The sequence below is a fragment of the Streptomyces lasalocidi genome (assembly GCF_005280215.1).
In the GTDB taxonomy this organism is placed as follows: Bacteria; Actinomycetota; Actinomycetes; order Streptomycetales; family Streptomycetaceae; genus Streptomyces; species Streptomyces longwoodensis.
Genome location: NZ_SZNQ01000001.1, coordinates 6,991,085 through 7,013,226, shown reverse-complemented (window position 1 = coordinate 7,013,226; position 22,142 = coordinate 6,991,085). Strand labels below are relative to the sequence as shown.

The 22,142-nt window shown below is 73.8% G+C and carries 21 protein-coding genes; 10 read left to right on the top strand and 11 right to left on the bottom strand.

The features are described from left to right. The first annotated feature begins 204 nt into the window (after positions 1–204). The 4 genes from egtA to egtD are packed head-to-tail and all read left to right on the top strand — an operon-like array spanning position 205 to position 4,623. Positions 205–1,527: an ergothioneine biosynthesis glutamate--cysteine ligase EgtA gene (egtA, locus tag E4U91_RS31700; RefSeq protein ID WP_137309988.1), complete on the top strand. Its 1,323-nt coding sequence runs from the start codon at positions 205–207 to the stop codon at positions 1,525–1,527. Further along, positions 1,524–2,840, top strand: a complete 1,317-nt coding sequence (egtB, locus tag E4U91_RS31695; RefSeq protein ID WP_137309987.1) for an ergothioneine biosynthesis protein EgtB — start codon at positions 1,524–1,526, stop codon at positions 2,838–2,840. The genes egtA and egtB overlap by 4 nt, the downstream gene beginning before the upstream one ends. After that, positions 2,840–3,664, top strand: coding sequence for an ergothioneine biosynthesis protein EgtC (egtC, locus tag E4U91_RS31690; protein WP_137309986.1), 825 nt, complete (start codon positions 2,840–2,842; stop codon positions 3,662–3,664). The genes egtB and egtC overlap by 1 nt, the downstream gene beginning before the upstream one ends. After that, complete coding sequence (egtD, locus tag E4U91_RS31685; protein ID WP_137309985.1) at positions 3,661–4,623, top strand: L-histidine N(alpha)-methyltransferase; 963 nt, start codon at positions 3,661–3,663, stop codon at positions 4,621–4,623. Before egtC ends, egtD begins: the two co-directional genes overlap by 4 nt. Before the next feature lie 66 nt (positions 4,624–4,689). On the opposite strand, the gene E4U91_RS31680 is transcribed toward egtD, so the two are convergent. Then, a complete protein-coding gene (locus tag E4U91_RS31680; protein WP_137309984.1) occupies positions 4,690–5,973 on the bottom strand; it encodes an extracellular solute-binding protein in 1,284 nt (427 codons plus the stop codon). 222 nt (positions 5,974–6,195) lie between these two features. Between E4U91_RS31680 and E4U91_RS31675 the strand changes: the two genes are divergently transcribed. Then, entirely contained in the window at positions 6,196–6,423 is a 228-nt protein-coding gene (locus E4U91_RS31675; RefSeq protein ID WP_137300798.1) for a dodecin, read from the top strand. 57 nt (positions 6,424–6,480) lie between these two features. Here the strand turns inward: E4U91_RS31675 and E4U91_RS31670 are convergent, their stop codons facing one another. Further along, complete coding sequence (locus tag E4U91_RS31670) at positions 6,481–6,972, bottom strand: phosphatase domain-containing protein (protein ID WP_137309983.1); 492 nt, start codon at positions 6,970–6,972, stop codon at positions 6,481–6,483. A gap of 112 nt (positions 6,973–7,084) precedes the next feature. Here E4U91_RS31670 and E4U91_RS31665 point away from each other — a divergent pair, with 112 nt between their 5' ends. Next, entirely contained in the window at positions 7,085–8,071 is a 987-nt protein-coding gene (locus E4U91_RS31665) for an LLM class flavin-dependent oxidoreductase (RefSeq protein WP_137309982.1), read from the top strand. On the opposite strand, the gene E4U91_RS31660 is transcribed toward E4U91_RS31665, so the two are convergent. The 5 genes from E4U91_RS31660 to E4U91_RS31640 all read right to left on the bottom strand — a co-directional run bounded on the left by E4U91_RS31660 (position 8,041) and on the right by E4U91_RS31640 (position 13,262). Further along, on the bottom strand, positions 8,041–8,907 hold the full coding sequence (locus tag E4U91_RS31660; RefSeq protein ID WP_137309981.1) for a lysophospholipid acyltransferase family protein: 867 nt from the start codon (positions 8,905–8,907) through the stop codon (positions 8,041–8,043). The two genes, E4U91_RS31665 and E4U91_RS31660, sit on opposite strands and share 31 nt — an antisense overlap. Further along, on the bottom strand, positions 8,907–9,686 hold the full coding sequence (locus tag E4U91_RS31655; RefSeq protein WP_137309980.1) for a GNAT family N-acetyltransferase: 780 nt from the start codon (positions 9,684–9,686) through the stop codon (positions 8,907–8,909). The genes E4U91_RS31660 and E4U91_RS31655 overlap by 1 nt, the downstream gene beginning before the upstream one ends. Positions 9,687–9,893: 207 nt before the next feature. Continuing rightward, a complete protein-coding gene (locus E4U91_RS31650; RefSeq protein WP_137309979.1) occupies positions 9,894–10,643 on the bottom strand; it encodes a succinate dehydrogenase/fumarate reductase iron-sulfur subunit in 750 nt (249 codons plus the stop codon). Beyond that, on the bottom strand, positions 10,640–12,589 hold the full coding sequence (locus E4U91_RS31645; protein WP_137309978.1) for a fumarate reductase/succinate dehydrogenase flavoprotein subunit: 1,950 nt from the start codon (positions 12,587–12,589) through the stop codon (positions 10,640–10,642). The genes E4U91_RS31650 and E4U91_RS31645 overlap by 4 nt, the downstream gene beginning before the upstream one ends. 1 nt (position 12,590) lies before the next feature. After that, on the bottom strand, positions 12,591–13,262 hold the full coding sequence (locus E4U91_RS31640; protein WP_137311100.1) for a succinate dehydrogenase: 672 nt from the start codon (positions 13,260–13,262) through the stop codon (positions 12,591–12,593). A 131-nt stretch (positions 13,263–13,393) separates the two neighbouring features. Here E4U91_RS31640 and E4U91_RS31635 point away from each other — a divergent pair, with 131 nt between their 5' ends. After that, complete coding sequence (locus E4U91_RS31635; RefSeq protein WP_137309977.1) at positions 13,394–14,278, top strand: LysR family transcriptional regulator; 885 nt, start codon at positions 13,394–13,396, stop codon at positions 14,276–14,278. 41 nt (positions 14,279–14,319) lie between these two features. Here E4U91_RS31635 and E4U91_RS31630 read toward each other — a convergent pair whose 3' ends face one another. The 3 genes from E4U91_RS31630 to E4U91_RS31620 all read right to left on the bottom strand — a co-directional run bounded on the left by E4U91_RS31630 (position 14,320) and on the right by E4U91_RS31620 (position 18,575). Continuing rightward, complete coding sequence (locus tag E4U91_RS31630) at positions 14,320–16,455, bottom strand: putative bifunctional diguanylate cyclase/phosphodiesterase (RefSeq protein WP_137309976.1); 2,136 nt, start codon at positions 16,453–16,455, stop codon at positions 14,320–14,322. Beyond that, positions 16,452–17,264 (bottom strand): SAM-dependent methyltransferase, encoded by an 813-nt coding sequence (locus tag E4U91_RS31625; protein ID WP_137309975.1) that lies wholly within the window; start codon positions 17,262–17,264, stop codon positions 16,452–16,454. The genes E4U91_RS31630 and E4U91_RS31625 overlap by 4 nt, the downstream gene beginning before the upstream one ends. Positions 17,265–17,615: 351 nt before the next feature. Next, positions 17,616–18,575: an SCO0930 family lipoprotein gene (locus E4U91_RS31620; RefSeq protein ID WP_137309974.1), complete on the bottom strand. Its 960-nt coding sequence runs from the start codon at positions 18,573–18,575 to the stop codon at positions 17,616–17,618. Positions 18,576–18,889: 314 nt separating this feature from the next. Between E4U91_RS31620 and E4U91_RS31615 the strand changes: the two genes are divergently transcribed. Then, a complete protein-coding gene (locus tag E4U91_RS31615; protein WP_168218200.1) occupies positions 18,890–19,534 on the top strand; it encodes a hypothetical protein in 645 nt (214 codons plus the stop codon). Positions 19,535–19,554: 20 nt separating this feature from the next. Then, positions 19,555–20,319, top strand: coding sequence for a bestrophin-like domain (locus E4U91_RS31610; protein WP_137300787.1), 765 nt, complete (start codon positions 19,555–19,557; stop codon positions 20,317–20,319). Positions 20,320–20,453: 134 nt separating this feature from the next. Here the strand turns inward: E4U91_RS31610 and E4U91_RS38580 are convergent, their stop codons facing one another. After that, positions 20,454–20,906 carry a hypothetical protein gene (locus tag E4U91_RS38580; RefSeq protein ID WP_241678912.1) on the bottom strand — a complete coding sequence of 151 codons (453 nt, stop codon included), beginning with the start codon at positions 20,904–20,906 and terminating at the stop codon, positions 20,454–20,456. A gap of 537 nt (positions 20,907–21,443) precedes the next feature. Between E4U91_RS38580 and E4U91_RS31600 the strand changes: the two genes are divergently transcribed. Beyond that, positions 21,444–22,118, top strand: coding sequence for a class F sortase (locus tag E4U91_RS31600; protein WP_137309972.1), 675 nt, complete (start codon positions 21,444–21,446; stop codon positions 22,116–22,118). Positions 22,119–22,142 lie beyond the last annotated feature (24 nt).

The following is a 22,142-nucleotide window of genomic DNA, read 5'->3' as shown; positions in this document are numbered from 1 at the left end:
ATCGTGAGCGATGCTGGTCCTGCACCGCAACGCGATTTCTCCGGGCCCCGTCGCGTACGGGAGACGGACACCGACGGATGTGACGGGTCCGGAACGTCCGGTTGTGCACCCTTGTGCGAACGGGCGCGAGGGGTTTGGGTGGGACGAGTGTGCCGCGCCCCGACCGGGGCCGGCGACATGTCGCGACCACAGGAGGATCCTGACATGTCCGACGCGTCGACTGACTCGGCGGGCGACTGTACGGAGCACCGCACAGTCCTCACCGAGGCCGATGTGGAGGCCCTCATACGGGGCATCTGTTTCAAGACCGGGCCGCCCCGCACCGTCGGGGTGGAGCTGGAATGGCTGGTCCACGAGCTGCGTGATCCGCGGCTCCCCGTCACACCCGAACGACTCGCGGCGGCCTACGCCGCACTGCGCACGGTGCCCCTGGAGTCGGCGCTCACCGTCGAGCCCGGTGGCCAGCTGGAGCTCAGCTCCCCGCCCGCCGCCTCCCTCACCGCCTGCGTGGAGACCGTCTCGGCCGATCTGGCCGCCGTCCGGTCCGTGCTCCGCGGCCAGGGCCTCGCCCTCGCCGGACTCGGCACCGATCCCTGGCACCCGCCCCGCCGCTTCCTGCACGAGCCCCGCTACGACGCGATGGAGACCCATCTCGACCGCGCCGGGCCGGCCGGCCGCGCCATGATGTGCAGCTCGGCCTCGGTGCAGGTGTGCCTGGACGCGGGGCACGAGGAGCCCGGCCCGCTGGGGCACGGGCGGCGCTGGTGGCTGGCGCACACCCTGGGCGCGGTCCTGGTGGCCGCCTTCGCGAACTCCCCGGTGCTGGACAACCGGCCGACCGGCTGGCGTTCCACGCGGCAGCTGCTGTGGACGGCGATCGGCCCGGGACGCGCGGGCGCCCCGCCGCTGGACGACGAGCCCCGCACCGCCTGGGCACGGCACGTCCTGGACGCGCCGGTGATGTGCCGGCGCCGGGAATCCGGCCCCTGGGACGTGCCGGACGGGCTGACGTTCCGGGAGTGGACCCGCACCGGGGCCCCCACCCGGGACGACCTCGACTACCACGTCTCGACGCTGTTTCCGCCGGTCAGGCCGCGTGGCCACCTGGAACTGCGCATGATCGACGCGCAGCCCGGCGAGGACGGCTGGATCGTGCCGCTGGCGGTGACGACCGCCCTGTTCGACGATCCGGAGGCCGCCGAGACCGCCTACCGGGCGGTCAAGCCGCTCGCCGAGCGGGCCGTGCCCCGGCCCGCCCCGCACAACCCGCTGTGGCTGGACGCGGCCCGCGCGGGCCTCTCCGACCCCGAGCTGCGCGAGGCGGCCGAGGTGTGCTTCACGGCGGCCCTGGAGGCCCTGCCGCGGCTCGGCGCGGGTCGCGCGCTCACCGACGCCGTGGCGGCGTTCCGGGAGCGCCACGTCCTCGCCGGCCGCTGTCCCGCCGACGACCTCCTCGACCGCCTCGGCGGCACGGACGGTCTCCCCGACCCCGACGGCCACCCCCACGGGAAGGACATCCCCTCATGACGGAACCCGCCTTCGACGCCGAGACCCTGCGCGAGCGGGCTCTGACCACGCTCGTCACGGCCCGTGAGCGCACCACGCTGCTCACGAGCTGCGTCGAGGAGCCCGACCTGACCGCACAGATCTCGCCGCTGATGTCCCCGCTGGTGTGGGACCTGGCCCACATCGGCAACCAGGAGGAGCTGTGGCTGCTGCGCGCGGTCGGGGGCCGGGAGGCGATGCGGCCGGAGATCGACGGCCTCTACGACGCCTTCGAGCATCCGCGCTCCGCGCGCCCGTCCCTGCCGCTGCTGTCGCCACAGGAGGCCAGGGCGTACGCCGCGGAGGTCCGCGGACGGGTCCTGGACGTGCTGACGTCGGCCGACTTCCACGGCGCCCGGCTCACCGAGGCGGGCTTCGCCTTCGGGATGGTCGCGCAGCACGAACAGCAGCACGATGAGACCATGCTGATCACCCATCAGCTGCGGCGCGGCCCGCAGGCCCTGACCGCGCCCGACCCCGACCCGGCGCCGCTGTTCAGCGGCCCGGCCGAAGTCCTCGTGCCCGGCGGCCCGTTCACCATGGGCACCTCCGCCGAGCCGTGGGCGCTGGACAACGAACGGCCCGCGCACCGGGTCGACGTCCCGGCGTTCCACATCGACACCACTCCGGTCACCAACGGCGCCTACCAGGCGTTCATCGCGGACGGCGGCTACGACGACGAGCGCTGGTGGACGCCGGAGGGCTGGGCGCACGTGCGGCGCGCCTCCCTCACCGCGCCGCTGTTCTGGCACCGCGACGGCGGGCAGTGGCTGCGCCGCCGCTTCGGCGTCACCGAGGTGGTGCCGCCGGACGAGCCGGTGCTGCACGTGTGCTGGTACGAGGCCGACGCCTACGCCCGCTGGGCCGGACGCCGGCTGCCCACCGAGGCGGAGTGGGAGAAGGCGGCCCGCTTCGACCCCGCGACCGGCGGCTCGATGCGCTACCCGTGGGGCGACGCCGACCCGGCGCCCGAGCACGCCAACCTCGGCCAGCGGCACCTGCGCCCGGCCCCGGCGGGCAGCTACCCGGCCGGTGCGTCGCCGCTCGGCGTACGGCAGTTGATCGGTGACGTGTGGGAGTGGACGGCGAGCGACTTCCTGCCGTACCCGGGGTTCCGGGCGTTCCCGTACAAGGAGTACTCGGAGGTGTTCTTCGGCCCGGAGTACAAGGTGCTGCGCGGCGGTTCGTTCGCCGTGGACCCGGTGGCCTGCCGGGGCACCTTCCGCAACTGGGACTACCCGGTGCGGCGCCAGATCTTCTCCGGGTTCCGCACCGCCCGCTCGGCAGCCGCCTGATGTGCCGTCACGTGGCGTACGTGGGAAGCGAGGAGCGGCTCGGCCGGCTCCTCGTCGAGCCCCCGCACGGCCTGTACCGGCAGTCCTGGGCGCCGCGCCACCAGCGGCACGGCACGGTCAACGCCGACGGCTTCGGCGTCGGCTGGTACGCCGGGGACGACCCGGTGCCGGCCCGCTACCGGCGGGCCGGGCCGATCTGGGCCGACCTGTCCTTCGCCGACCTGGCCCGGGTGGTGCGCTCCCGGGCGCTGCTGGCCGCCGTGCGCGACGCGACGCTGTCCGGGGCGGACGCGGAGGCCGCGGCGGCGCCGTTCGCCGCGGGCCGGTGGCTGTTCAGCCACAACGGCGCCGTCCCCGGCTGGCCCGGCTCCCTGGCGCCCCTGGCGGGCACGCTGACGGCGGCCGACGTGCTGTCGCTGGAGGCCCGCAACGACTCGGCGTTCGTGTGGGCGCTGGTCCTGGCCCGGCTGCGGGCCGGGGACGACGCCGGGCGGGCACTGGCCGACACGGTCGCCGAGGTCGCGGGGGCGGCCCCGGCGGCCCGGCTGAACCTGCTGCTCACCGACGGCGACACGATCACGGCGACCGCCTGGGGCGACACCCTGTGGTACCTCGCCGGGCCCGGCCGCGGGACGGTCGTGGCCTCCGAACCGTACGACGACGACCCCGCCTGGCGGGAGGTCGCCGACCGCACCCTGCTCACCGCGAGCCGCACCGAGGTGCGGCTCGCCCCCCTCAAGGACCCCGGCACCCGGGACCCCGGGGGCACCCCCGGCCCGGCCGACGACGCGGCACCCGTACCGACCGAGGAGCACTGGACGTGAGTCCGTTCCACATCACCCGCACCCTGCCCGAGGACGCCACGGACGCGGCGCTGCGCGCCGACGTGCTGCACGGCCTCACCACCACGCCCAAGACGCTGCCGCCGAAGTGGTTCTACGACGCGCACGGCAGCGCCCTGTTCGAGCAGATCACCGACCTGCCCGAGTACTACCCGACGCGCGCCGAACGGGAGATCCTCGACGCCCGCGCCACCGAGATCGCCGCCGCGTCCGGCGCCCGCACCCTCGTCGAACTGGGCTCCGGGTCCTCCGAGAAGACCCGGCTGCTCCTCGACGCCCTCACCGGCCTGCGCGCGTACGTCCCCGTCGACGTCAGCGAGAGCGCGCTGACCGGGGCCGGGCAGGCCCTGGCCGCCGAGCGGCCCCGCCTTCAAGTGCACGCCCTGATCGCCGACTTCACGCGGCCGCTGGAGCTGCCGGACACGCCGGGCCCCCGGCTGGTGGCGTTCCTCGGCGGCACGATCGGCAACCTGCTGCCGGCCGAGCGGGCGCGGTTCCTCGCCGCGGTGCGCGCGCTGCTCGCGCCCGGCGACGCCCTGCTGCTCGGCACGGACCTGGTCAAGGACGAACAGGTCCTGGTCCGGGCCTACGACGACGCCGCCGGGGTGACGGCCGCGTTCAACAAGAACGTCCTGGCGGTCGTCGACCGGGAACTGGGCGCCGACTTCGACCTCGACGCCTTCGACCACGTCGCCCTGTGGGACGCGGAGCAGGAGTGGATCGAGATGCGGCTGCGGTCCCGCACCGCCCAGACCGTGAAGGTGCCGGCCCTCGGTCTCGCCGTGGACTTCGCGGCGGGCGAGGAGCTGCGCACCGAGGTCTCGGCGAAGTTCCGCCAGGACGGCGTGCGCGCGGAACTGGCGGAGGCCGGTCTGGAGTTGACCCACTGGTGGACGGACACGGAGGGCCGCTTCGCGCTGTCCCTGAGCACGGTGCGCTGACCGGGCACCGGCCTCCCGGTCGGGGCTCCGTGCCCCGGCCGGGGACCGGGCCCCGGCCGGCCCCGGTCAGCCGGCGTCGACCGTGAGCGCCTCCGTGATCCGCTCGGAGGCGCGGCGGGCCTCGGTCGCCGGGTCGGAGCCGGTGAGCACCTTCGTCATGTAGGCCTTGATCGGGTTGTCCGCCTCGACGGCGGCCCACTCGGGTGTGCTGGGGGTCGCCCGGCCCTGCGCGGCTCCGGCCGCCATGGCCGCGACCCCCTCCTCACCGGCCACCGCCGAGGCCAGCTTCGCCTTGTTGGGCACGTAGTTCATGGTGCGGGCCAGGTCGGTGTCCCAGCGGGCGCCGGTCAGCGCGGCGACCACGGCGATCGCGTCCTCGCGCCGGTCGGTCGAGCGCGGGACGACCAGGTCCGAGCCGCCGGTGAAGACGGCGCCCGGCTTGCCGGCGGCGTGGCCCGGCACCGGGAAGAACCCCAGCTTGCCCTTCAGCTCCGGGTTGCTGTCCAGGATCGCCCGGGCGAGGCCGGGCACGGCGACGATCTGGGCGGCCTTCCCGGACGCGAACACACCGGCCTGCGGCGGGTGTTCCTCGTCGGCGTCGGCCGGTCCCTCACCGAGGGCGTGCAGCCGCCGGTAGAAGTCCATGCCGCGGAGGGCGGCGGGGCTGTCCAGGGCGCCCGACCAGCGGCCGCCCTCCTCGGTGGCGAGTTCGCCGCCCTCGTCCCAGATGAACCCGGCGAGGGTGTACCAGTCCTGTCCCGCGAGGTAGATGCCCTGCGTGCCGTCGCCGTCCAGCCGCTCGGTGACGTCGAGCCACTGGGCGCGGGTGCGGGGCGGCGCGGTGACGCCGGCCCGGGCGAAGAGGTCCTTGCGGTAGATGACCACGCGGTTGGCGGCGTACCAGGGGATCCCGTACTGGTGGTAGCGGAGTTGGCCGGGCTCGGCGAGGCCGGGCAGCCAGTCTTTGCCGCCCCAGTCGCGGGCCGACTCCAGCGTCAGGTCGAGCAGCCGGCCGCCTTCGACGTACTGCGGGACCTGGGTGTTGCCCACCTCGATGACGTCCGGGGCGTCGGGGTGGTTGCCCTCCTCGTCGCCCGGCCGGCCGCCCGCCAGGACCTTCTGCACCTTGTCGCCGATGCCGGTCCACTCCTGGATGCGGATGTCCAGGCGGAGGTCGGGGTGTTCGTGCTCGAAGTCCTTCGTGAAGCGCTCCAGGAACTCCTGGGAGGCACTGTCCTTCATCAACCACACGGTGACCGTGTGCCGTTCGGACCCTCCGGGCAGCAGGCCGCAGCCGCTCAGGAGGGATGCGGACACGCACAGGAGGGCGAGGAGGCGTCGTCGTCTCACGAGGGTCCTTGTTCTGCCTGGTGGACAGGGGCGAGGGGCCCGACGTGGGGGACCGAGCGCAGCGCTCGTACGGGTGACCTGGATTTTGGTATGGACCAATCCGGAGGTCAAGGGCTGCGCGGGGATCTCGCGCCGACGCCTCGCGCCGCGCCGCAGCTTGCGGCACGGTGGAGTGACGCGTGCCACATCGCGGGACGCGGCCGTCTCCCGAGAGGAACAGCCATGACGAACCACACCTACCGGGTCACCGAGATCGTCGGCACGTCCCCGGACGGCGTCGACCAGGCCATCCGCAACGGCATCACCCGCGCCTCGCAGACGTTGCGCAACCTGGACTGGTTCGAGGTGACCCAGGTGCGCGGCCAGCTCGAGGACGGCGACGTCGCGCACTGGCAGGTGGGCCTGAAGGTGGGCTTCCGCCTGGAGGAGGGCGACAGCGCGGGCGAGTGACGGTGCCGGGGACCGCGGGGGCTCCCGCCGGTCGCGGGCCCGGGTCCGCTCCGGGGCTCAGGTCCGGCCGTCGCCCTCCTGGGCCTGGCGCAGCGTGCCCGACGGGGTCGCCCAGGTGGCCCGTACGACCGTGAAGCCGGCGTGCTCGGCGTCGTCGCAGACCAGAGGGTCGTCGTCCACCACGACGCGGACGTCGCGGGCGCGGGCCAGCCGGCCCAGGATCTCCAGCTTGGTGCGGCGCGCGGGCCGGCGGTCGCCGTCGCGCCGCATGTACACCCGCCCCTCGGGGCACCCGTGCGCGGCGAGCCACTCCAGGGTGTCCCGGCGGCAGCGCTCCGGCCGCCCGGTGAGGTAGACGACCTCGCAGGCGGCGGCGCTCTGCACGGCCAGCGCGATGCCCTCGGCCAGCGGCGGGTCCTGCGGGGCGGCGGCGAAGAAGGCGTCCCAGTCCCGTGGCCGCCGCTCCAGGAAGCGCTGGCGGTGCGCGGTGTCGGCGAGCGTGTTGTCCAGGTCGAAGACGGCGAGCGGCCGCCGCGCACTGTCGGTCACGCGGCCAGCCTAGGCGGGCCCCCTGACAGTCGCTCCCGCGCCGGGGCCGTCGGAATGCCGGGGGCCGGAGGGCGTTGAACCTCGTGTGAACCCGTCGAACCCGTCGAACCCGTTGACCGTGCGTACCCGCTTCTCCGTCCTCGACCGCTCCCGCATCCGTGAGGGGCGCCCGCCCGGGGAGGCGCTGCGCGACACCGTGCGGCTGGCGCGGGAGGTGGAGGCGCTCGGGTACCACCGCTTCTGGGTGGCCGAGCACCACGGGGTGCCGGGCGTGGCCGGGTCGGCGCCGACGGTGCTGGCGGCGGCCGTGGCGGGCGCCACCGAGCGCATCCGGGTCGGCACGGGCGGGGTGATGCTGCCCAACCACCGCCCGCTGGTCGTCGCCGAGCAGTTCGGTGTGCTGGAGTCGCTGTTCCCGGGCCGGATCGACATGGGGCTCGGCCGCTCCGTCGGCTTCACGGACGGGGTGCGCCGGGCCCTCGGGCGGGACAAGGAGGACGCCGAGGACTTCGCCGCCCAGATCGAGGAGCTGCTCGGCTGGTTCCGGGGCACCTCCCCCACCGGTGTGCACGCGCGGCCCGCGGAGGGGCTGGGCGTACCGCCGTTCGTCCTGGCGATGGGCGAGGGCGCGGACGTCGCCGCCCGGCTGGGCCTGCCCCTGGTCATCGGCGACCTGCGCGGCCGGGACCGGATGCGGCGCGGGATCGACCGCTACCGGGCCGCCTTCCGCCCCTCCCCCTGGGCGCAGCAGCCCTACGTGGTCGTCTCCGGCACGGTCGCGGTCGCCCCCACGCCCGAGGCGGCCCGGCGGCTGCTGGTCCCGGAGGCGTGGTCGATGGCGTACTCCCGCACGCACGGCACGTTCCCGCCGCTGCCGCCGGCCGAGGAGGTCGAGCGGCGCACGATGACCGACAAGGAGCGCGGCTTCTACGAGTCCGGTCTCACCGGGCACATCGCGGGCACGCCCGAGCAGGTCGCCGGGGAGCTGGAGGCCCTGCTGAAGGAGACGGAGGCCGACGAGGTGCTGGTCACGACCAGCACCCACGACCGCGAGGCGCTGCTGGACTCCTACCGGCTGCTGGCCGGCGTGGTGCGCTGAGCGGTCCCGCCCCGCATAGCCCGGGCCGGCCGGAGGTGCGGGGTGTGCGTGGACGCATACGCGTCGGCGCCCCGCGCGGCCGTCTCGGCCGCCGCGGCGAGATCCCGGCGGGTGCCGTGCGGCGCGAGCCGCGGCCGTACGTCCACGTCGGCCACCAGGCCGCGGGCCGTGACCACCCGCCACAGCGAGGCGAGCAGCGAGTCGTCGCCGATGAACGCGGGGGCGGTGCTGGCCGCTCCGCCCCCGGTGCGGTAGCGGATGCGCACCGGCTGCACCGGGACCCCGGCGTCGAGCGCGGCCTGGAACGCGGCCCGGCGGAAGCGGCCCTGGGCGCGTCCGCACCAGGTGCTGCCCTCGGGGAACACCGCCACGGCCTGTCCGCGGCGCAGCACGTCGGCGAGGTGGGCGACGGTGGCGGGCAGTGCGCGCAGCCGGTCCCGGTCGATGAACAGCACGCCGCCGCGCGCGACGATCCGGCCCGCCACCGGCCAGGTCCGGATCTCCTGCTTGGCGACCATCCGGGCCGGGCGGACGGCCGCGAGCAGCGGCACGTCCAGCCAGGAGATGTGGTTGGCGACCAGCAGCAGTCCGCCGTCGGGCGGGGCCGCCCCGGTGATGCGCACCCGTACGCCGGCCGCGCGCACGACCGCACGGGCCCAGCCCCGCACCCACCCGGCGGGCAGGCGTCCGCCGAGCGGGGTCAGGGCGATGCCGGCGAGCAGCAGCAGGACGACGGCGGTGAGCCGGGCCACGGCACGGGGCGCGGCCGTGGCCCGCGAGGTGGCGTCGATGCACGCCCGCGGGGTGCAGGGCGCGCCGGGCAGCCAGACGCTCATCAGGCCGCGGCGGGCACGAGGGAGAGGAAGTGCCGCAGGTAGCGCGGGTTGACCCGGCGCATCGACAGCAGCACGTAGAGGTCGGCCACCCCGAAGTCCGGGTCGTGGGCGGGCTCGCCGCACACCCAGGCGCCGAGGCGGAGGTAGCCGCGCAGCAGGGCGGGCAGCTCGGTGCGGGCGGCCGGCGCGGACCGCGCGCCCGGCGTCCAGGGCAGCAGCGGGCGGACCCGGTACTCCTCGGGCGCGAGGTGCTTGTCGCGCACCCGGTCCCAGGTGGCGGCCGCGAGGGAGCCGCCGTCGGCCAGCGGGACCGAGCAGCAGCCGGCCAGCCACTCGTGGCCGCCGTCGACCATGTAGCGGGCGATGCCGGCCCAGATCAGGCCGATGACGGCGCCGTCGCGGTGGTCGGGGTGCACGCAGGACCGGCCGACCTCGACCAGGCCGGGACGGATCGCGTGCAGCGGGGACAGGTCGAACTCGCTCTCCGAGTACAGCCGTCCGGCGATCGCGGCGCGCTCCGGCGGGAGCAGCCGGTAGGTGCCGACGACCTGCCCGGTCAGCGTGTCGCGGACCAGCAGGTGGTCGCAGTACGCGTCGAACGGGTCGACGTCGTGGCCGGGCTGCGGGCTGGTCAGCAGGGCGCCCATCTCCCCGGCGAACACGTCGTGCCGCAGTCGCTGCGCGGCCCGCACGTCCTCCTCGTCACGGGCCAGGCCGACGGTGTAGCGGGTGGGGGCCGTGCTCTGCGGGGGTCGGTCGAGGGTGGGAACGCCGGTCATGGCTCTCTCCTGGTCACGGGCCGTCGGCGGCGAGCGGTGCCGCCGGTCCTGTTCTTCCGACGGCGGTTGGCGTGTACGTGACCGTTGCCAGGAGCGTGGGTGTGAGGTTGTTGAACAGCCCGGGGAACCCAGACGGGGCCGGGGATGAGCACCACTCCCGGCCCCGCCCGTCCGCCCTGTGCGGCGAACGTCTCTGAGGGTTGTTCCCTAGCGCTTGGCGACCTTGCGGGTCGCGCGCAGCCATTCCTTGTTCATGCTGGTGATGGAGGTCAGCGGGATGCCCTTGGGGCAGGCGGTGGCGCACTCGCCGGCGAGGGTGCAGCCGCCGAAGCCCTCCTCGTCCATCTGCGCCACCATGTCGAGCACCCGGGTCTCGCGCTCGGGCGCGCCCTGCGGCAGCACGTTGAGGTGGTTGACCTTCGCGGAGGTGAACAGCATCGCCGCCCCGTTGGGGCAGGCCGCCACGCACGCCCCGCAGCCGATGCACTCGGCGTGCTCGAAGGCGAGGTCGGCGTCCGGCTTGGGCACCGGTGTGGCGTGCGCCTCCGGCGCGGACCCGGTCGGCGCGGTGATGTACCCGCCGGCCTGGATGATCCGGTCGAACGCCGACCGGTCCACCACGAGGTCCTTGATCACCGGGAAGGCGGACGCCCGCCACGGCTCGATGTCGAGGGTGTCGCCGTCCCGGAAGGACCGCATGTGCAGCTGGCAGGCGGTGGTGCGCTCGGGGCCGTGCGCGTCGCCGTTGATCACCAGGGAGCACGCGCCGCAGATGCCCTCGCGGCAGTCGTGGTCGAAGGCCACGGGGTCCTCGCCCTTGAGGATGAGCTCCTCGTTGAGCGTGTCGAGCATCTCCAGGAAGGACATGTCGGGCGAGACGCCGTCCACCTCGTACGTGGACATGGCGCCGTCGGCGTCGGCGTTCTTCTGCCGCCAGACGCGCAGGGTGAGCTTCATGCGTAGCTCCGCTGAGTGGGGTGGACGTACTCGAAGGCCAGGTCTTCCTTGTGCAGGACGGGGGCCGCGCCGGTGCCGGTGAACTCCCAGGCCGCCGCGTAGGAGAACTCCTCGTCCCGGCGGGCGGCCTCGCCGTCGGGCGTCTGCGACTCCTCGCGGAAGTGGCCGCCGCAGGACTCGGCGCGGTGCAGCGCGTCGAGGCACATCAGCTCGGCGAGCTCCAGGTAGTCGACGATCCGGTTGGCCTTCTCCAGCGACTGGTTGAACTCCTCGCCGGTGCCGGGCACCTTGATGCGCCGCCAGAACTCCTCGCGGATCTGCGGGATGCGCTCCAGGGCCTTGCGCAGCCCCGACTCCGTGCGGGCCATGCCGCAGAACTCCCACATCAGCTCGCCGACCTCGCGGTGGAAGCTGTCCGGCGTGCGGTCGCCGTCGACCGACAGCAGCAGGTGCAGCCGGTCCTGCGTCTCGGCCACCGCCTCCTGTACGACGGGGTGTTCGTCGTCCACCGGGTCGAGGCCGGGGTTGCGGGCGAGGTAGTCGTTGATGGTGGCCGGCAGCACGAAGTAGCCGTCGGCCAGGCCCTGCATCAGCGCGGACGCGCCGAGCCGGTTGGCGCCGTGGTCGGAGAAGTTGGCCTCACCGATCGCGAACAGGCCGGGGATCGTGGTCTGCAGGTCGTAGTCGACCCACAGGCCGCCCATCGTGTAGTGCACGGCGGGGTAGATCCGCATCGGCACCCGGTACGGGTCCTCGTCGGTGATCCGCTGGTACATGTCGAAGAGGTTGCCGTACTTGGCCTCGACGGCCCCGCGTCCCAGGCGCCGGATCGCATCCGCGAAGTCCAGGTAGACGCCCTGGCCGCCGGGTCCGACGCCCCGGCCCTCGTCGCAGACGTTCTTCGCGGCGCGGGAGGCGATGTCCCGGGGGACGAGGTTGCCGAAGGAGGGGTAGATGCGCTCCAGGTAGTAGTCGCGCTCGTCCTCGGGGATCTGGTGCGGGGGCCGGGTGTCGCCCTTGGCCCGGGGCACCCAGATCCGGCCGTCGTTGCGCAGCGACTCGCTCATCAGCGTCAGCTTGGACTGGTGGTCGCCGGTGCGCGGGATGCACGTGGGGTGGATCTGGGTGAAGCAGGGGTTGGCGAAGTACGCGCCGCGCCGGTGCGCCCGCCACACGGCGGTGGCGTTGGAGTTCATGGCGTTCGTCGACAGGTAGAAGACGTTGCCGTAGCCGCCGCTGGCGAGGACCACCGCGTCCGCGAAGTACGTCGAGACCGTCCCCGTGACCAGGTCCCGGGCCACGATGCCGCGGGCCCGCCCGTCGACGACGATCAGGTCCAGCATCTCGGTGCGCGGGTGCAACTCCACGGCGCCGGCGGCGATCTGCCGCGACAGGGCCTGATAGGCGCCGAGCAGCAGCTGCTGGCCCGTCTGGCCGCGGGCGTAGAAGGTGCGGGAGACCTGGACGCCGCCGAAGGAGCGGGTGTCCAGCAGGCCGCCGTACTCGCGGGCGAACGGCACGCCCTGGGCCACGCACTGGTCGATGATCTCGACCGAGATCTGCGCCAGGCGGTGCACGTTGGACTCGCGGGCCCGGAAGTCGCCGCCCTTGACGGTGTCGTAGAACAGGCGATGGACCGAGTCGCCGTCGTTGCGGTAGTTCTTCGCCGCGTTGATACCCCCTTGGGCGGCGATGGAGTGGGCCCGGCGCGGGGAGTCCTGGTAGCAGAACTGGACGACGTGGTAGCCCTGTTCGGCCAGGGTGGCGCCGGCCGAGCCGCCCGCGAGGCCGGTGCCGACGACGATCACCGTGTGCTTGCGGCGGTTGGCGGGGTTGACCAGCTTCGCCTCGAAGCGGCGGGTGTCCCAGCGCTCGTGGACCGGGCCGGAGGGCGCCTTGGTGTCGGCGACCGGGGCGCCGGTCGTGTAGGTCACGTAGTCGGTCATGTCAGCTCACCACTCCGGTCATGACGCCCACGGGGACGGCGACGAAGCCGGCCGTGAGCAGCAGCGCGAGGACGTCGGCGACGGCCCTGAAGGCCCGGTTGCGGGTGCGGCTGCCGGCGCCGAGGGTCTGGGCGGCGCTGAAGAAGCCGTGCCGGACGTGCAGGCCGAGGGCGAGCATCGCGACGATGTAGACGACGTTGCCGTACCAGGTGGAGAAGGTGTCCACGACGTTCTGGTACGGGTGGCCCTCCTGGAAGCCGCCGGCGTGGACGGTGCCGGTGGTCAGGTCCAGGAGGTGCCAGACGATGAACAGCCCGAGGATGACGCCGCCCCAGCGCATGGTGCGCGTGGCGTAGCTCGCCCGAGGCTTCTTGTGGACGTACTTGCTCGGGCGGGCCCGCAGGTCGCGTCGGCTGAGCTGGTAGGCGGACACGGCGTGGGCGACGACCGCGGCGACGAGCACGACGCGGATCAGCCAGAGCGTCCACTCGTAATGCATGAACGGCTCGCCGAGCGTGCGCAGCCAGTGGGCGTAGTGGTTGAACTCCCCGGGGCCGAAGAAGATCTTCAGGTTCCCGATCATGTGGACGACCAGGTACAGCAGCATGACGATGCCGCTGACGGCCATCACCGCCTTCTTGCCGACGGAGGAGTCCCACACGGTGCGCGCCAGGGAGGGCCGTCGGTCCGTCCGCGTTGCCAGTGCCATGGCACCTGACGCTAGGCGGCCGACCCCCCATCGGTCCAAGACATGGTCCGGCTTGATTCCATAGGCACGGACTATCGGGGCCTTATGCTGGCGCCATGCAGTTCCAGCAGCTCCAGTACTTCGTCGCCGTCGCCGAGACCCGGCACTTCACCCGGGCCGCCGAGCTGGTGCACGTGGCCCAGCCGTCGCTGTCGCAGCAGATCAGGGCGCTGGAGCGGGACCTCGGCGCCGACCTGTTCGTGCGCGCCCGCGGCAACATCGCGCTCACCGACGCGGGCGAGGCGCTGCTGCCGCTGGCCCGGCGGATCCTCGCGGACGCCGAGACGGCCCGCTACGAGGTGCAGGAGCTGGTGCAGCTGCGCGGAGGCCGGGTGCGGCTGGGCGCGACCCCGAGCCTGTGCACCGGCCTGCTCCCGGACGTGCTGCGGGCCTTCCACGACCGCTACCCGGGCGTCCGGCTGCTGATCGAGGAGAGCGGCTCGCACGACCTGATCAGGGAACTCGCCCGGGGCGCGCTGGACCTGGCGCTGGTGGTGCTGCCGCTGCCCGCGCCGGCCCCCGCGCTGACGACCGTGGAGCTGCTGCGGGAGGACCTGGTGGTGGTGTCCTCGCCGGACGCGCCCCGGCCCGGCGGCGGGAAGCGCACCGTGGACGTCGCCGACCTGGCGGGCGAACGTCTGGTGATGTTCCGGCACGGCTACGACCTGCGGGACCTCACCGTCGCGGCGTGCCGTTCCGCCGGGTTCGAACCGTCCTTCGCGGTGGAGGGCGGCGAGATGGACGCCGTGCTGGGCTTCGTCCGCGCGGGGCTCGGGGTGGCCGTGGTCCCGCGCATGGTGGCGGCCCGGTCGGGCCGGGGCCTGCGGGTCACCCCACTGGCCCGGCCCGGACTGCACCGCACGATCGCGCTGGCCCACCGCAGTGACGTCGCTCCCCCGCGGGCCGCGCGCGAGCTGCAGCGGATGCTGCTGGAGCGGTGACCTCCGGTGCGGCCCGCGGCGCGGAGCCGCGCCGGGCAGGTTCAGCCCGTGGCGTCCACCAGGGCCAGCTGGTGCAGGCGCTCGGGCGGGCCCGGACGCGCGTAGTACCAGCCCTGGGCCGTGTCGCAGCCCAGTATCCGCAGCTGCTCGGCCTGCGCCCCGGTCTCCACGCCCTCCACCGTGACCGCGAGGTCCAGGCTGTGGGCCAGGGAGACGATGCCCTCGACGATCTTCAGGTCGACGGGGTCGGCCGGGAACTGCTGCATGCTCTGGGTGAAGGAGCGGTCCAGCTTGAGGACGCTCACCGGCAGCCGGCGCAGGTTCGCCAGGTTCGAGTAGCCGGTGCCGAAGTCGTCCAGCGCGATGTCGACGCCCATCTCGGCCAGCCGGCGCAGCGGCTTGAGCAGGTCGTCGTCCGCTCCGATCAGCGCCGACTCGGTCACCTCCAGGCACAGCGCCTGCGGTGTGACGCCCGCCCGCTCCAGGATGTCCACCGTGTCCTGCACCAGGCCGGGGTGGGTGAGCTGGCAGGGCGAGAGGTTCACGTTGATCCGCAACGGCGCGCCGTCGCCGTACCGTTCGCACCAGTCGCGCGCCTGGCGCACCGACTGCTCCAGCACCCAGCGGCCCAGCGGCACGATGAGCCCGGTGTGTTCGGCGAGCGGGATGAACCGGTCGGGACCGAGCACGCCGTGCTGCGGGTGCAGCCAGCGCACCAGCGCCTCCGCGCCGCGCACACTGCCGTCACCGAGGTGGACCAGCGGCTGGTACTCGATGAAGAACTCGCCGCGCTCCAGCGCCGCCGGCAGTGCCGTCGTCAGGCCGTGCCGGGTGATCGCGCGGGCGTCGGCCTCCGGATCGGCCAGCTCGAAGCGGTTGCCGCCCGCCGACTTGGCCCGGTACATCGTGATGTCGGCGCTGCGCAGCACCTCCGCCGCGCTGCGCTCGCCCGCCGCGCCCTCGACGATGCCGATGCTGCCGCGCACGGTCAGCTCCCGGCCCTCGATGCGGACCGGGGCGAGCAGGGCGTTCATGATGCGCGCGGCCAGCTCGTCGACCTCGTGCCGGGCGTTCGGGCCGGTGGTCAGCGCGACGAACTCGTCGCCGCCCAGGCGGGCCACCATCTCGCCGGGCGCGGTGGCGCAGGACTGGAGGCGGTCGGCGACCTCGACGAGCAGCCGGTCGCCGGCCGCGTGGCCGAGGCTGTCGTTGATGGTCTTGAAGCCGTCCAGGTCGAGGTAGCACAGGCCGAAGCGCTGGCCCTCGCCGGCCGCCAGGACCTTCTCCAGCCGCTCGAAGAACAGGGTGCGGTTGGGCAGTCCGGTGAGCGCGTCGTGGGTGGCCTCGTAGCGCAGCCGCAGGTTCAGCAGCCGCCGCTCGGTGGTGTCCTCCATCAGGGCCAGCTGGTACTGCGGCCGGCCGTCGGCGTCGCGCAGCAGGGACACCGTGAGGTTGGTCCACAGGACCGTGCCGTCGGGCCGGTAGAAGGCCTTCTCCACGTGGTAGTGCTCGCGTTCGCCGCGCACCAGCTCGTCGTAGAGCTTCCAGACCTGGGGGGCGTCCTCGGCGTGCGTCCAGTCCTTGACGTTGCGGGCCCGGAAGGCGCCCTCGCCACCGCCGAACATGCGCTGCAGCGCGCCGTTGACCTGGAGGACGTTGCCGTCGAGGTCCGCGATGCCGATGCCTATGGCGGCGCCCTCGAACACCGCGCGGAAGCGGGCCTCACTGGCGTGCAGCGCCTGCGCGACCACGCCCTGGGCCTGCAACGCCGCCCGGGCGATGGCCTCCTGCTCGCCGAGGGTGCGCTCGCGCAGCGCCTGCGCGAACCCGGCGGCCATGGCGTGCTGGAGCCGGGAGGAGCGCAGCCGCAGCTCCTCCTGGGGGCCGTCCTCGCCGCAGTACAGCACCAGGTACGCCTCGACGCAGTCCAGCGCGCGGCTGAGCGCCTCGGGGTCGGTGCAGTGCACCCGGACGAGGGCGGCACCCACGGCCCGGCCCTCCTCGGCGTCGAACGCCCGGGCCAGCAGCGCCACGCGCAGGCGCCGGGCCAGCGGCAGCAGCAGTTCCTCGAACTCCGGCCGGGTCAGCGACGTGGAGGTGACCGGGAAGACCGCCCGGCTCCAGATCGTCGCGAACCGCCGCAGTCTGTCCTCCGGCCCGTCCGGCTCCGCGCTCACGCCCTGGTCCCCACGCCGGCGAACCCCGAGAAGGCGAAGGGGTCCTCGTCCTCCGGTGCCGTCTCCGGCCGCCACCGCGGCATCGGCACCAGTCCCGGTTCCACCATGTCGTACCCCTCGAAGAACCGCGCGATGTCGTCGCGCGAGCGCATGATCAGCGGGTTGCGGATGTCCTTGTACACGTCCACCGCGCCCTCGGCCCGCTCCGGCGGCAGCGGGATCCCCTCGTACGAGGCGTGCGTGAGGACCAGCATGCTGCCCGGCGCGCAGGCGTCGCGCAGCTCGGCCACCGCCGCGTACGGGTCGTCCTCGTCCTCCACGAAGTGCAGTATGGCAACGAGCAGCAGGGCGACCGGACGCTCCGGGTCGATCAGCCGCTGCACCTGGGGACTCGCGAGGATCTCCCGCGGCTTGAGCAGGTCGGCCGCGACGACGTCGGCGTGCTGGTTGCCCTCCAGCACCGCCTGGCTGTGCGCGACGGCCACCGGGTCGTGGTCGACGTAGACGACCCGGGCGCCGGGACTGGCCTCCTGGGCGACCTCGTGGACGTTGCCGAACGTGGGGATGCCCGAGCCGATGTCGAGGAACTGGGTGATGCCCTCGGCCGCCGCGTACCGCACCGCACGCCGGGTGAACGCCCGGTTCGCCTGCATGATCTTGGGCAGTCCCGGCATGAACTCCATGGCCCTGCGCGCCGCTTGGCGGTCCACTTCGAAGTTGTGGGAGCCGCCGAGGAAGAAGTCGTAGATGCGCGAGACGCTGGGCACCGAGATGTCGATGCTCCGCGGGGCCCAGGCGGGACGCTCCATCTATCTCTCCAAGGCGTAGGCGATCCGGTGTTCGAGCAGAGGCTACTGATCGCCCGCCAATGGAGCGAGTGGAACCGGAAATTGACCGTCCGTTCCCGGTCACTGCCTGCGGCACGTGCCGCGCCGCGGGCGCCGACCGGTCCCTACGAAACGTACCGGAGGCATCGCGGAGCGTTCCGGTTCCCGAAGGGGCGGCGTCCGGTTCCCGTACACAAGGTGAAACGACGACGACGCTCCGTCCCGCGGGCGCCGGCCGGGGAACGCAGAGGTCCGCCCCCTCCGTGCGGTGCGGAGGGGGCGGACGGGGCCGGACGCGTGAGCAGGGGCGGATCAGCCCTGGGGAGGCGACCGTTACTGCTTCGGCGCGCCGACCGGCTTGCCGTCGGGGGCGACGGCGTACCAGGTGCCGCCGACTCCCTGGCCGTTGATGTCCCCGGGGGCCTTGTCACCGGAGAAGGTGTAGATGGGCCAGCAGTTGACGGTCTGCTGCTTCACCCCGTCGGGCCGGCTGAAGCTCATCAGGCCCTTCTTCTGCACGCCCTTGACGTCGTCGCCGACCGGCGCCACGGCCGGCCACTTCTCCAGGCAGGCGCCGGTGCAGGCGGACACGGGCTTGGGCCAGGCCTCGTCCTTCATGAAGCGGTAGACCGTCATGCCGTTGCGGTCGACGATGATCTCGCCGAGGTTGGGGTCCTTGCGCACCGACAGTCCGGCCAGCGCGCTGACCTTGGCCTTCTTGCCGTCGGGAGCGAGCGCGAACCACTTGTTGCCGACGCCCTGGCCGCTGGTGTCACCGGCCGTGGTGTCCTTGGCGTAGTAGTAGGCCGGCCAGCCGCCGACCGTGAGCTGCTTGGTGCCGTCGGCGCGGGTGACCTCGCCGAGCAGCGACTTGTCGATGCCGTCGCTCGCGGTCACGCCGTCGGCGGGCACGGGCGGCCAGGCGGTCGCGCAGTCGCCGGCGCAGTTGGACTTCGGCGGTTCGGCGGTGTCCTGGTCGAACCGGTACAGCGTCTTGCCGTTGCCGTCGGTCAGGATCTTGCCCAGCTCGGCGTTGGCGGAGACGGCCAGCTCACCGGCGGTGCCGCCCTGCGCGCTGGCGCCCGCGCCGGCCCCGGCGCCGGGGGTGGCGCTCGCGTCGACGCCGCCGTAGCCGCTGCCGGCGCCGAGGCCTCCGGTGGCGGCCGGGGCGGTGGCGCCCACGTTCTGGCTGCCCGCCGCGCTGCCGGCACTTTCCTGACCGCACGCCGTCGTCAGCGCCAGCACAGCCGCGGCGCTCGCCACGAGAGAGGCGCTCCGCCAGGAGGTCTTCATCGTCAACTCCCTGATCCTCGCAAGGGTGTTGCAGCGCCCTGCTGCGCCGCCGCACGGCATGGGGTACGCACGGGGCGGGGTGTCGTGTTCAACGGCGGCACGAAAAACTTTCCGCCGCCTGTGCGTCGGGGGCGCTCCGGCGCGGCCGTCGGCCGTCTCGCCACCGGGTTTCGGACACCTTTCGTACGGGTGTGCGTGAGATCACCCGGACGGCTGTCACCGGATCAAACCGACGCCCGCAGATTTCCTTCGTTCGGGCCAATCACGGTCGCCCGCGGGCCCGCACGCGGGCGCGAGGACCGATGATCTGCCTCGTGCATGGACCCGAAACGACCCGATCCGCTCCCGCAGCGACCCGCCGCGCGCTCGTCGCCCGGACGGCCGCGGTGGCGACGGCGGCCTGGATCCTCGCGGGCGTGCCGGCCGGGACGGCGTCGGCCGACGCCTGCGCCTGGGCGTCGACGGGCCCGGGCGGCATCGAGGCCGTGGCGATCGCGGGCGGCCACCACTGGCCGGACCCGCCGTGCCCGAAGCCGACCCCGCCCCCGTCGAAACCGCCCGAGCCCCCGAAGCCCAGCCCGACACCACCGCCGCCGAAGCCCACGCCCCCCCCCCCGCCCCCCCCGCCGAAGCCCACGCCGACCCCGCCGCCCAAGCCCCCGCCCCCGAAGCCCCCGCCGCCGAAGCCGGCCCCGCCCGCCCCCGCGCCGCCCCCGCCGCCCGCGGCCCGGCCGGTGCCCGTACCCGTCCCGGCACCCAAGCCCAGGCCGACACCCAAGCCGACGCCTCCGCCCAGGCCGGCGCCCCCGCCGAGCCCGTCCGCGGCCCCCGTGCACTTCCCGGCGTACCACGCGGCACCGCCCCGGCACGTCCGGCACCACGGACCGTCGCCGGTCACCTACGTCCTGCTCATCACCGCGCCCGCCATCGTCGCCGTCGCCGCACTCCGGCCCCGCTAGCGCACCCCTGGAGGTACCTCTTGCCGGAATGGCTTGTTCTCACCCTCGCGATGCTCGCCGCCTGCGCGGTGGTCGTCGTCATCACCCTCCTGCGCCACCGCACGGCGCGGGTGGACGAGGATCCCTCCGAAACCCCGGACGTCATCGAGTACATGACGATGTGGATCGGCGTCGTGTACGCCATCGTGCTGGGCCTGGCCATCGCGGGCGTGTGGGAGGCGCGCGGCGCCGCCGAGGACCACGTCCAGGCCGAGGCGCAGGCCCTGCACGAGGTCTCGGAGCGGGCCCGGGTGTACCCGGCCGACGTCCGTGACCGCATTCGGGAGGATGTCAACGCCTATGTCGGACAGGTCGTCACCGTCGAGTGGAAGCGGATGGCCGACCACGGCGAACTGACCCCGCGCGGCGACCGGCTGCTCGAGCGCCTGCGCGCCGACGTCACCGACTACCAGCCCCGCAACGACTTCGAGGCGCAGGCCTACCAGCCGCTCGTCGACCAGGTGGCCACGGTCGACCAGGCACGCGCCGCCCGCGCCAACTCCACCGACCCGACCATGCCGGGCGTGGTGTGGTTCGGACTGATCACCGGCGCGGTGATCACCATCGGCATGATCTTCGCCCTGCAGATCCGCCGTACGCCCCGTGAGCTGATCCTCGCCGGGCTGTTCTCCGCGCTGATCGCGTTCCTGCTGTTCCTCATCTGGGACTTCGACGCGCCCTACAGCCGGGGCATCGCGGCGTCGGCGGAGCCGTTCCTGCAATTGTTCCCGCACGCCAAGGGCTGAGCGGGGACGGCGCACAGACAGTTCGACCGCCTTCCGGACGGACTTCGACCCGGGCTCCCTGTCAGGGAGCCCGGGTCGAAGTCCGTTGTGCGTATGGGGAGATGACGAGGGGCGTGGGCCGTGAGGGCCCGTGGTCAGGCGCGGCGTTCGGCGCGACGGCGCATCCAGAACACCCCGCCGCCGACCAGGGCGGCCGCGACGAGCCCGCCGCCGATGGCCATGTCGGTGGGCGTGGCCCCGCTGGTGCTGCCGCCGCCGAGACCGCCGCGCACCCCGCCGATCACGGTGAAGGCCGCCGGGCGGGTCAGCGAACCCGTGCCGGTGCAGGTGACGGTGATGTCGTAGGGACCCGGACGGGCGTTGCTGTTGACCGTGGCGGTGCCCTTGGCGGTGTGGTTGGCGCCGTTGATCGGGGTCAGCGTGGTCGTGGGGAAGGCGGCGGACGTCATGGTGCCGCCCCGGGGGCAGTTGTCGACGGTGACCGTCAACTGGCCGCCGCGGGCGATGACGCTGGGCAGGGCGACGATGTTGCTCGGGGAGAGGTTGCTCTGCCCGCCGCCCATGCCACCACCGGGGCCACCGCCCATGCCACCACCAGGGCCACCGCCCATGCCACCACCAGGGCCACCGCCCATGCCACCACCGGGGCCACCGCCCATGCCACCGCCAGGGCCACCGCCCATGCCGGCGCCGGAGCCACCGCCCATGCCATCGGCGAGGGCGACGGGGGCGGCGAGCCCGAGGACAGCGACCGCGGCGGCCGAGGCGGCCAGGATGCGAGGGTTGCGCATGTGATCCTCCGCGGGAGGCGCCCCGGGGCCCGTCCCCGGTCTGTCGGCGAGGAAGCACCTCCCGGACCGACCCTCGGCCGCCCCGCACGGGCCCGCATGTCGGCGCTGGTCCGTCCTGGTGAGGCAACACGCCGACCGAGCACCACACCATCGGATATCGCCGCAGGTCACGGACCGTCAGAAATATTCTCCGCGCGGCAACTCGGATGGCGCACCGCCCCTCGCTCCGGCCACCCGTTCGCCGCCGTGCCGTCGCCGGGCACGGGCACTGCGCTTAGCGTGCTGGTACGCGCGCAAGGACGGGGCGACGGCCGCGTCGAAAGGGGATGGCGAATGCCCGGTTACGAGCTGTCCGCAATGCCGGAAGAGGAGGAGCGCCCGAGGAAGCGCGCCCCCTGGGGCGTGATAGCGCTCGTCCTGCTGACCGGCCTCGCGCTCATCCGGAACGGTTCGGGAGAGTTCGACGTCGGCCCGCCGCAGCCCGCCCCCGCGGCGGCCGCGGACAGCCGCAGCGTCCCGGGCGCCGCCTTCGGGCAGGCCCCGGCCGCCCTGCCGTTCTCGCTGGTGGACCGGATCCGGATCCCCGCGATCCGGGTGGACGCGCCGGTCATGCCGGTCGGTCTGGACGCCGACGGCTGGGTCGGCGCGCCGCCGCCCGAGGACCCCAACCTCGCGGGCTGGTTCACCGGCGCGGTCTCGCCCGGCGAGAAGGGGACGGCGGTCGTCGTCGGCCACGTCGACAACACGCAGGGCCCCGCCGTGTTCTACGGTCTCGGGGCCCTGAAGAAGGGGAATCGCGTCGAGGTCGCCCGCCAGGACGGCAGGACGGCCGTCTTCGAGATCTACGGCGTCGAGGTCTTCGCGAAGGCCGACTTCCCCGGCGACCGCGTCTACGCCTCCAAGGGCGAACCGGAGTTGCGCGTCATCACCTGCGGCGGCGGCTTCAGCAAGCAGAACGGGTACGACGGGAACGTGGTCGTCTTCGCGCGTCTGGTCGGGGTCCGCTGAGCGGACCCCGACCAGGGGGCGGGA

What these genes read in the sequence shown, in the direction of transcription:
- egtA (WP_137309988.1), top strand. Translation starts at nt 205, where the DNA reads ATGTCCGACGCGTCGACTGACTCGGCGGGCGACTGTACGGAGCACCGC.
- egtB (WP_137309987.1), top strand. Translation starts at nt 1,524, where the DNA reads ATGACGGAACCCGCCTTCGACGCCGAGACCCTGCGCGAGCGGGCTCTG.
- egtC (WP_137309986.1), top strand. Translation starts at nt 2,840, where the DNA reads ATGTGCCGTCACGTGGCGTACGTGGGAAGCGAGGAGCGGCTCGGCCGG.
- E4U91_RS31675 (WP_137300798.1), top strand. Translation starts at nt 6,196, where the DNA reads ATGACGAACCACACCTACCGGGTCACCGAGATCGTCGGCACGTCCCCG.
- E4U91_RS31660 (WP_137309981.1), bottom strand. Translation starts at nt 8,907, where the DNA reads ATGAGCGTCTGGCTGCCCGGCGCGCCCTGCACCCCGCGGGCGTGCATC.
- E4U91_RS31655 (WP_137309980.1), bottom strand. Translation starts at nt 9,686, where the DNA reads ATGACCGGCGTTCCCACCCTCGACCGACCCCCGCAGAGCACGGCCCCC.
- E4U91_RS31650 (WP_137309979.1), bottom strand. Translation starts at nt 10,643, where the DNA reads ATGAAGCTCACCCTGCGCGTCTGGCGGCAGAAGAACGCCGACGCCGAC.
- E4U91_RS31645 (WP_137309978.1), bottom strand. Translation starts at nt 12,589, where the DNA reads ATGACCGACTACGTGACCTACACGACCGGCGCCCCGGTCGCCGACACC.
- E4U91_RS31635 (WP_137309977.1), top strand. Translation starts at nt 13,394, where the DNA reads ATGCAGTTCCAGCAGCTCCAGTACTTCGTCGCCGTCGCCGAGACCCGG.
- E4U91_RS31625 (WP_137309975.1), bottom strand. Translation starts at nt 17,264, where the DNA reads ATGGAGCGTCCCGCCTGGGCCCCGCGGAGCATCGACATCTCGGTGCCC.
- E4U91_RS31620 (WP_137309974.1), bottom strand. Translation starts at nt 18,575, where the DNA reads ATGAAGACCTCCTGGCGGAGCGCCTCTCTCGTGGCGAGCGCCGCGGCT.
- E4U91_RS38580 (WP_241678912.1), bottom strand. Translation starts at nt 20,906, where the DNA reads ATGGGCGGTGGCCCCGGTGGTGGCATGGGCGGCGGGCAGAGCAACCTC.
- E4U91_RS31600 (WP_137309972.1), top strand. Translation starts at nt 21,444, where the DNA reads ATGCCCGGTTACGAGCTGTCCGCAATGCCGGAAGAGGAGGAGCGCCCG.